The organism is Streptomyces sp. NPDC002793, from assembly GCF_040295485.1.
Lineage (GTDB): Bacteria > Actinomycetota > Actinomycetes > Streptomycetales > Streptomycetaceae > Streptomyces.
This window is the reverse complement of record NZ_JBEOVL010000038.1, coordinates 53897-61640: the sequence shown is the minus strand read 5'-3', so window position 1 is coordinate 61640 and position 7744 is coordinate 53897. Positions and strand designations below refer to the sequence as shown.

Below are 7744 nucleotides of genomic sequence, written 5' to 3'. Positions count from 1 at the left end.
CCCAGGCGCCGAGCAGCGTGCTGAGCAGCGTCTGCGCACGCGCCGGTGCCCGACTGCATGTGTGCCGCGGCACCCGCGCTCCCGATTCCGCGAGGATGTCCCCCATGCACCACTCCCCGACCGTTCCCGCTCCCGCCCCGTCGGACGGGACAGGCCCCGCACTCACCCAGGGGCTCAAGGGACGCCAGATCACGATGATCTCCATCGGAGGTGTGATCGGGGCCGGCCTCTTCGTCGGCTCCTCCACCGCCGTGGCGGCCGCCGGCCCCGCTGTCCTGATCTCCTTCCTCCTGGCCGCCGGCCTGGTGGTACTCGTCATGCAGATGCTCGGCGAGATGGCCGTCGCCCATCCCGACACGGGCTCCTTCTCCACGTACGCGGACCGTGCCCTGGGCCGCTGGGCGGGTTTCTCCATCGGGTGGCTGTACTGGTGGTTCTACATCCTCGTCATCCCCATCGAGGCGATCGCGGCCGGCGAGGTCATCGCGGGTCTGACCTCGGTCCCGAGCTGGATACCGGCCCTCGCCATGATCGCCCTGCTGGCCGGCAGCAATCTCCTCGCGGTGCGCAACTACGGGGAGTTCGAGTACTGGTTCGCGCTGCTGAAGGTCATCGCGATCGTGGCCTTCCTCGTTCTCGGCGGGCTGGCCGTCTTCGGGCTGCTGCCGGGGTCCGACGCCCACGGGGTGTCGAACCTGTGGAGCAACGGAGGGTTCGCCCCCAAGGGCGCGGTGGCCGTGCTCGCCGGCCTGCTCACGGCGATGTTCAGCTTCCAGGGCAGCGAGATCGTCACCATCGCCGCCGCCGAGTCCGAGGAGCCGAAGAAGAACATCAAGAAGGCGGTCCGAGCCGTCGTGTGGCGCCTCGGGCTGTTCTACATCGGCTCGATCTTCGTCGTGGTCAGCCTCGTGCCGTGGAACTCCGACAGCCTCGCGGCCGGTTCCTACCAGGCGGTCCTCGACCGCATGAACATCCCGGGCGCCGGACTGATCATGGACGTGGTTCTCGTCGTCGCCGTGAGCAGCTGTCTCAACTCCGCCATCTACACCGCCTCCCGGATGGCGTTCTCCCTCGCCCGCCGCAACGACGCTCCGGCCGCCCTCGCCGCGACCTCCGCGTCCGGTGTGCCGCGTAACGCGGTCGTCGCCTCGACGTTCATCGGCGTGGCAGCGGTGATCGCCAACTACCTGCTGCCGAGCGTCTTCACCTACCTCATCGCCTCCAGCGGCGCGATCGCCCTGATGATGTACATGGTCATCGCGATCACCCAGTACGCCACCCGGCGGAAGGAGACGGAACCGGGCGAGGTGCGCATGTGGGCGTTCCCCTACCTCACCCTGGCCACGATCGCCTTCATCGCCGGAGTACTGGTCCTGATGGCCGTGCTCCCCGGCCACCGTCTCGAACTGTGGCTGTCCCTCGCCCTGGCGGCGGTCCTCGTCGGCATCGGTGTCCATCGGCAGCGGCAGTACGGCGACCGGCCCGGCACCTGATCCGCCGGGCGCGGCACCGGGGCGTGTTCCGGAAGTCCTGGTGCCCCGTCAGGGGAGGCGGGCGTGGGTGGCGCGGGGTACGAATTCGGTCGGCAGGACGAGGCGTTCCCCGGTGGGATCGGCGTCACCGTCGATGCGCCGGACCAGCAGGCGCGCGGCCTGTCGCGAGAGCTCCCGCAGATCATGACGGACCGTGGTCAGCCGGAACACCTCCCAGGCCGCCATGGGGAGGTCGTCGAAGCCGATCACGGTCAGGTCGTCGGGAACCCTGAGTCCGGCGGCGAGGGCCGCGTTCAGGACGCCGATGGCGACCACGTCGTTGCCGCAGAAGACCGCCGTGGGTGTTTCGGCCGCGTCGAGCAGGAACGGCAGCGCCCGGTAACCGGTGTCGAACTCGAAGGCTCCCCGGGCCACCCGGTCCTCGGGGAGCCCGATGCCCGCGTCGGCCAGCGCCAGCCGGAAGCCGAGTTCACGTTCGCGGCCGGTCGTCGTGTTGGCCGCACCGAAGATGCCCGCGATCCGCCGGTGGCCGAGCTCCACGAGCACGTCGGCGACCAGGCGTCCGCCGCCCTCGTTGTCGACGACGGAGGCGTAGTCACCCCGGCCTCCGGTGTCACGGTTGAGGAAGACGTACGGCATGCCACGGCGGTCGAGCTGGGCCGGCAGGCGGGAATCGGTGGTGGCGGTCGCGAGGACCACGCCGTCCAGCGACTGGTCCAGGAGGTTCTCCTCGGCCACCGCTTCGTCGGAGCGTTCGGTGAGGAGCATCATGCGGTAGCCGAGGCGCTGTATCTCGTCGTGCAGAGGCGCGATGACATGGGGGTAGAAGGGGTTCGTCAGGTCGGTCACGATCACCCCGATGCGCCGGGTGGACCGGGTCGACAGGGTCCTGCCCGCCTCACTGGGCACGTAGTTCAGCGCCAGCGCGGCCCGCCTGACCTTCTCCCGGGTGGCCGCGGAGACGCGGGGGTCGTCCCGCAGTGCGCGCGAGACCGTGGGTTGCGAGACGCCTGCCAGCCTCGCGACGTCGTGACTCGTGATCGCCATCGGCCCTCTTCCCGTAGCGCGTACGCCGTCCCATCAGTATACGTATGTAGATCCTCGCCGGGGCCCGCGCACCACGGACCCCGGCCGGGATGCAGGCCCCCCCCGCTCCCCTCCGCCTGACCCAACTCCGCCTACGGTTCCGCTTCCGGTGTCGCGTGACATTCCGCGACGCCACGCCGAACCCCGCACACCTCCCACCGGCAACCGGCTCCGCACGACCCCTTGACATAGCCCGACAGAGCACCTGTCATGGAAATGCATACGTATTCCAAGCGTATTCCGAACCAAGGGAGCAGTCATGCCCGATGCCGTCGTGTCCACCGCCGAGCTGGGTCGCCGCACGATCCGCCGCAGTGACTTCGTCTCCTGCAACCAGGCCTTCATCGACTGCCGGACGCCTGGCTCCGACCGGAAGGAGAACTACGCCATGATCGGGCCCGGCGTCTCGCAGGCCGCCGGCCAGCACGTCAACCTCCGGCTGCCGCACGGCTACAACATCGGTGCGGCCGCCATGCCCCACGGCATCACCAACAACCTCCACCTCCACTACACGGCCGAGGTGTTCGTCTGCACCGGGGGCGAGTACCTGCTGCGCTGGGGCGCCGACGGCTCGGAGGGTGAGCTCCTGCTCAGGGCCGGGGACATCGCCTCCGTCCCCACCTGGATCTTCCGCGGCTTCACCAACACCGGCCCCGACGACGGCTGGATGTTCACCGTGCTCGGCATGGACCACACCGGCGGCATCATCTGGGGCCCCTCGGTCCTGCGGGAGGCGGAGGGCCACGGCCTGTACCTCAGCGCCGACAACGAACTGATCGACACGGTCGCCGGTGACGGCGTACCGCCCGGGACCGAGCTGACCGAACCGATGGCACAGGAGTACATCGACCGGCTGCGGCACTACGGCACCGACGAGATGAAGCGCCGCGTCGCGGCCTCGGACGAGCTGGTGTGGTCGGAGCGGCCGTTCCTCGACAGCACGCTGCCCGGCGGAGGCGCACGGCTGAGCTGCGTCATCGGGTACGGCATGACGGAGGACCTGCACCAGGAGCCGAGGATCTTCAACCCGCACGGGCACAACGTGGCCTGGCTGCGCGCCGATCCGGGTCAGGGGGTGTCCCTGCACCGGCAGCACGAGACCCAGACGCTGATCGTCAAGGACGGCCTGTGGGAGATCACCCTCAACCGCACCGATCCCGTGTCGGTCCGCCTGGGACCGCGCGACATGCTCTCCGTGCCGCAGGACGCCTGGCGCACCCTGCGCAACGTCGGCGACGGCCAGGGCGACCTGCTGGTCGTCAATTCCGGTGACGGCCGGGTCCGGCTCGACTGGGACGAGGAGGTCGCCAAGGGCGCGGCCGACGCGGGACTCGGGGTCGACCACAACGGCTACGTCGCGCCGTACGCCCTGCTGCCCCGCTCCGCGCGCCGCTGGTGACCGCCGAACCCGGCGGCGACCCGGCCGGTCCGCTGCCCCTGGTGGTCGTCCCCGGAATGCTGTGCGACGCGGATCTCTGGTCCGAGGTGGTGTTCCCCGAGGGCCACCCCGTCCGGCACGTCGAGCTGACGGAGCCGGACATCGGGGCCATGGCCGACGATCTCCTGTCCTCGGTGTCCGGCCCGTTCGTCGCGGTCGGCCTGAGCCTCGGGGCCATCGTCGCCTTCGAGGCCCTGCGCAGGTCGCCGGGGCGGTTCCGCGGGCTGTGCGTCATGTCGACGAACGCGGGCGCGCCCCGGTCCGAGCAGTACGCCGCCTGGCGCGCGCTGGACGGGCTGATCGCCGACGACCGGTTCGCGGACGTCGTCGAACAGACGCTGCCGGGCATGTTCCCCGTGCCCCGGCCGGCGGACGCGGCGGCGGAGCGCTACCGGCGCATGGCGTACGCCGTGGGTCCCCGGGCCGCCCGCGCCCAGCTCGCCGCCCAGGCCACCCGCCAGGACGCGACCGACGCGCTGCGCACCGCGCGATGCCCCGCCGTGGTCCTGTCCGGGGAGCGGGACGCGCTGTGCCCGCCGGAGTTCCACCGGACCATCGCGGGCGCCGTGGCGGGCGCGGAACTCCGCGAGGTGCCCGGCGCCGGCCACCTCCTGCCGTGGCAGAGCCCCTCCGCCGTCTCCACAGCGCTCCTGGACCTGCTGGCCCGGGCCCGCGAGACACCACGACCGGCGATCCCGACGCACACACGTCCCGAGCTCCCGATTTCCTGAACCCCCTTCCCCGTACCCCACCCAACCCTGAAGAAGGCCGTCATGCCCCGTTTCCTCAAGTCCCCCGTGCCCGCAGGTCAGGTGCGCGCCGCCCGCGCGGATGTCGCCGAGCGCGTCCGCACCATCCTCGACGACATCCGCGAACGGGGGGACGAGGCGGTCCGCCGGTACTCCGAGAAGTTCGACGACTGGAGCCCCGAGTCCTTCCGTCTCGGCCCGGAGGAGATCGAGAAGATCGTCGCCGGTGTGCCGGAGACGGTCCAGGAGGACATCCGATTCGTCCAGCGCCAGGTGCGCACCTTCGCCCAGGCGCAGCGTGACTCGCTGCACGACGTCGAGATCGAGACCCTGCCCGGTGTCCACCTCGGGCACCGGCACGTCCCCGTGGCCGGAGCGGGCGCCTACGTGCCCGGCGGGCGCTATCCGCTGACCGCGTCGGCGCACATGACGATCGTGACCGCCAAGGTGGCCGGGGTCCCGAGGGTCGCCGCCTGCACCCCGCCGATCCGGGGCGAGATCCCCGCCGCGACGGTCGCGGCCATGCACCTGGCGGGTGCTGACGAGATCTACCTGCTGGGCGGGGTCCAGGCCGTGGCGGCACTCGCCATCGGCACGGAGACGGTGAACCGGGTGCCGCTGATCGCGGGCCCCGGCAACGCCTACGTGGCCGAGGCCAAGCGCCAGCTGTTCGGCGAGGTCGGCATCGACCTGTTCGCGGGCCCGACGGAGATCCTGGTGATCGCCGACGAACACGCCGACCCGTTCGTGGTGGCAGTCGATCTCCTCTCGCAGGCAGAGCACGGCCCGGACTCCCCCGCCGTGCTCGTCACCACGTCCGAGGAACTGGGCCGTGAGGTCGAACTCCACATCGAGCGGCTGCTGCCCGGCATGCCGACGAAGGACTTCGCCGGACCGGCCTGGCGCGACCACGGCGAGATCGTCGTGGCCGGCTCCCTGGACGAGGCCTTCCGGATCGCGGACTCCTACGCCAGTGAGCACGTGGAGGTCCTGACCGAGAACCCGCGTCAGGCGCTCGACCGGATGACCGACTACGGCGCCCTCTTCCTCGGGGAAGGCACCTGCGTCTCGTACGGCGACAAGGTCATCGGCACCAACCACGTCCTGCCCACCCGGGGAGCCGCGCGCTACACCGGCGGTCTGTGGGTGGGGAAGTACCTGAAGACGGTGACCTATCAGGAGGTCACGGACACCGCCTCGTCGGCGCTGCTCGGCGAGGTGTGCGGACGGGCCGCGCGTGTCGAACTGTTCGAGGGGCACGCCCGCTCCGGTGACGTGCGGGCCGCCAAGTACGGCAACGGCACGCTGCCGTGGAACGTCGAGGCGGGCGCATGAGCGGCGGCACGCGGCCGCTGGCCGGGCGCACCGCACTCGTCAGCGGGGGCGGCAGCGGTCTCGGGGCGGCCGTCGCACGCTCGCTGGTGTCCGACGGAGCCCGCGTGGTGATCACCGGCCGCAGCGAACGCACCCTGGTGGAGACGGCCTCGCGCCTGGGCCCGGACGTCGTCCACCGCGTCTGCGACGTGTCCCGGCCGGAGGACGTCGCGAGGCTCGCCGAGAGCCTCGCCGACGAGGAGATCTCGGTGCTCGTCAACAACGCCGGGATCGCGGGGCCGGTGGCGCCGCTGACCGAGATCTCGGCCGAGGACTGGGACGAGGTCTTCGACGTGAACGTGCGCGGGGTGTTCCTGATGTGCCGGGCCTTCCTCCCCGCCATGACGGCGCGCGGCGCCGGGGACGTCGTGAACATCGCCTCCGTCTCGGGGAAGCGCCCGCTGCTCCGCCGCACGCCCTACTGCGCGTCGAAGATGGCGGTCATCGGCCTGACCGCCACCCTGGCGGGCGAGGTGGGCCCGCTGGGGGTCACGGTGAACTCCCTTTCCCCGGGTCCCGTCTCGGGCCCCCGGATGGAGCGGAACTTCCGTCTGGAGGCGGAGCGCACCGGCAGCAGTTACGCCGAGGCCGAGCAGGAGTTCGTGTCGCGGTCGGCCCTCGGCCGGATGGTCCGCGAGGAGGAGGTCGGGGCCGCCGTGAGTGCGATGCTGCGGATGCCCGGCCTCTGCGGCGCCGACATCGACCTCTCCGCGGGGATGGTGGCACGGTGACGGCGGCGCACGCGGGCCGCCGCTCGCTCAAGGCGCGGCTGGCGGCCGGTGAACGGCTGTACGGCGCCCTGCTGCGGCTGCCGTCGGAGACCCTCGTGGAGATGGCGGGGGTGGCCGGGCTGGACTACGTGGTCATCGACTGCGAGCACGGGCCGGCCGACACGGCCATGCTCCAGCACCATCTGACGGCCGCGGCGGCACGGGGCATCGACGTCCTCGTCCGTGTGGGCACGTCCGAACCGGCTCTCGCGCTGAGGTGCCTGGACCTGGGCGCGGCGGGACTCGTCCATCCGCACGTCGACTCCGCGCAGGACGCGCGACGGGCGGTGGCCTCGGCCCACTATCCCCCTCTGGGGACGCGGGGATTCGCGACGTACAGCAGAGCCGGCCGCTTCGGCACGGTCTCGGCGGCCGACCATCTGTCCGCCTCCCGGGAGACCCTGGTGGTGGCCATGATCGAGACGGAGCGGGCCTGTGCCGCCGCCGGGGACATCGCCGGCACACGAGGCGTGGACGCGGTCCTGGTGGGCCCGGCCGACCTCGCGGCGGACTGCTCCTTCCCCGGTCAGGAAGTGATCGACGCCCTGGTCGCCACGGCCCACCGGGCCACCCGTGAGGCGGGCCGGGCGGTCATGACGATCGTCCCCGGCGCCGAGGGCGCCAGGGCTGCCGAGCGCGCGGGAGCGCAACTGGTGCTCTACAACATGGCCCACGTCCTGATGGACACCTTCCGGTCCCTCGCCGGACCCGGGCCCGGCGACGGGACGGCGGGCCCCCGTGACACCGCGAGACCTCTTGACGGCCCCTGACGGGCTCCTTAGTGTTCAGCAGGCATTCATACGTATGCACGACCAGGCCAATGCGCGATCGGAG

At 71.5% G+C, this 7744-nt stretch carries 7 protein-coding genes; 6 read left to right on the top strand and 1 reads right to left on the bottom strand.

Annotation, left to right across the window (positions count from 1 at the left end; translation table 11 throughout):
• The first annotated feature begins 104 nt into the window (after window positions 1-104).
• Window positions 105-1493, top strand: a complete 1389-nt coding sequence (locus ABT001_RS28505) for an amino acid permease (protein WP_351283213.1) — start codon at window positions 105-107, stop codon at window positions 1491-1493.
• A 48-nt stretch (window positions 1494-1541) separates the two neighbouring features.
• On the opposite strand, the gene ABT001_RS28500 is transcribed toward ABT001_RS28505, so the two are convergent.
• Window positions 1542-2540, bottom strand: a complete 999-nt coding sequence (locus tag ABT001_RS28500) for a LacI family DNA-binding transcriptional regulator (RefSeq protein WP_351283211.1) — start codon at window positions 2538-2540, stop codon at window positions 1542-1544.
• Between the two features lie 298 nt (window positions 2541-2838).
• Between ABT001_RS28500 and ABT001_RS28495 the strand changes: the two genes are divergently transcribed.
• The 5 genes from ABT001_RS28495 to ABT001_RS28475 are packed head-to-tail and all read left to right on the top strand — an operon-like array spanning window position 2839 to window position 7680.
• Window positions 2839-3978 (top strand): cupin domain-containing protein, encoded by a 1140-nt coding sequence (locus tag ABT001_RS28495; protein WP_351283209.1) that lies wholly within the window; start codon window positions 2839-2841, stop codon window positions 3976-3978.
• Window positions 3975-4748 carry an alpha/beta fold hydrolase gene (locus ABT001_RS28490; protein ID WP_351283207.1) on the top strand — a complete coding sequence of 258 codons (774 nt, stop codon included), beginning with the start codon at window positions 3975-3977 and terminating at the stop codon, window positions 4746-4748. The genes ABT001_RS28495 and ABT001_RS28490 overlap by 4 nt, the downstream gene beginning before the upstream one ends.
• A 42-nt stretch (window positions 4749-4790) precedes the next feature.
• A complete protein-coding gene (hisD, locus tag ABT001_RS28485) occupies window positions 4791-6101 on the top strand; it encodes a histidinol dehydrogenase (protein WP_351283204.1) in 1311 nt (436 codons plus the stop codon).
• Window positions 6098-6871 carry an SDR family NAD(P)-dependent oxidoreductase gene (locus tag ABT001_RS28480; RefSeq protein WP_351283201.1) on the top strand — a complete coding sequence of 258 codons (774 nt, stop codon included), beginning with the start codon at window positions 6098-6100 and terminating at the stop codon, window positions 6869-6871. The genes hisD and ABT001_RS28480 overlap by 4 nt, the downstream gene beginning before the upstream one ends.
• On the top strand, window positions 6868-7680 hold the full coding sequence (locus ABT001_RS28475; RefSeq protein WP_351283198.1) for an HpcH/HpaI aldolase family protein: 813 nt from the start codon (window positions 6868-6870) through the stop codon (window positions 7678-7680). The genes ABT001_RS28480 and ABT001_RS28475 overlap by 4 nt, the downstream gene beginning before the upstream one ends.
• Window positions 7681-7744: the final 64 nt, after the last annotated feature.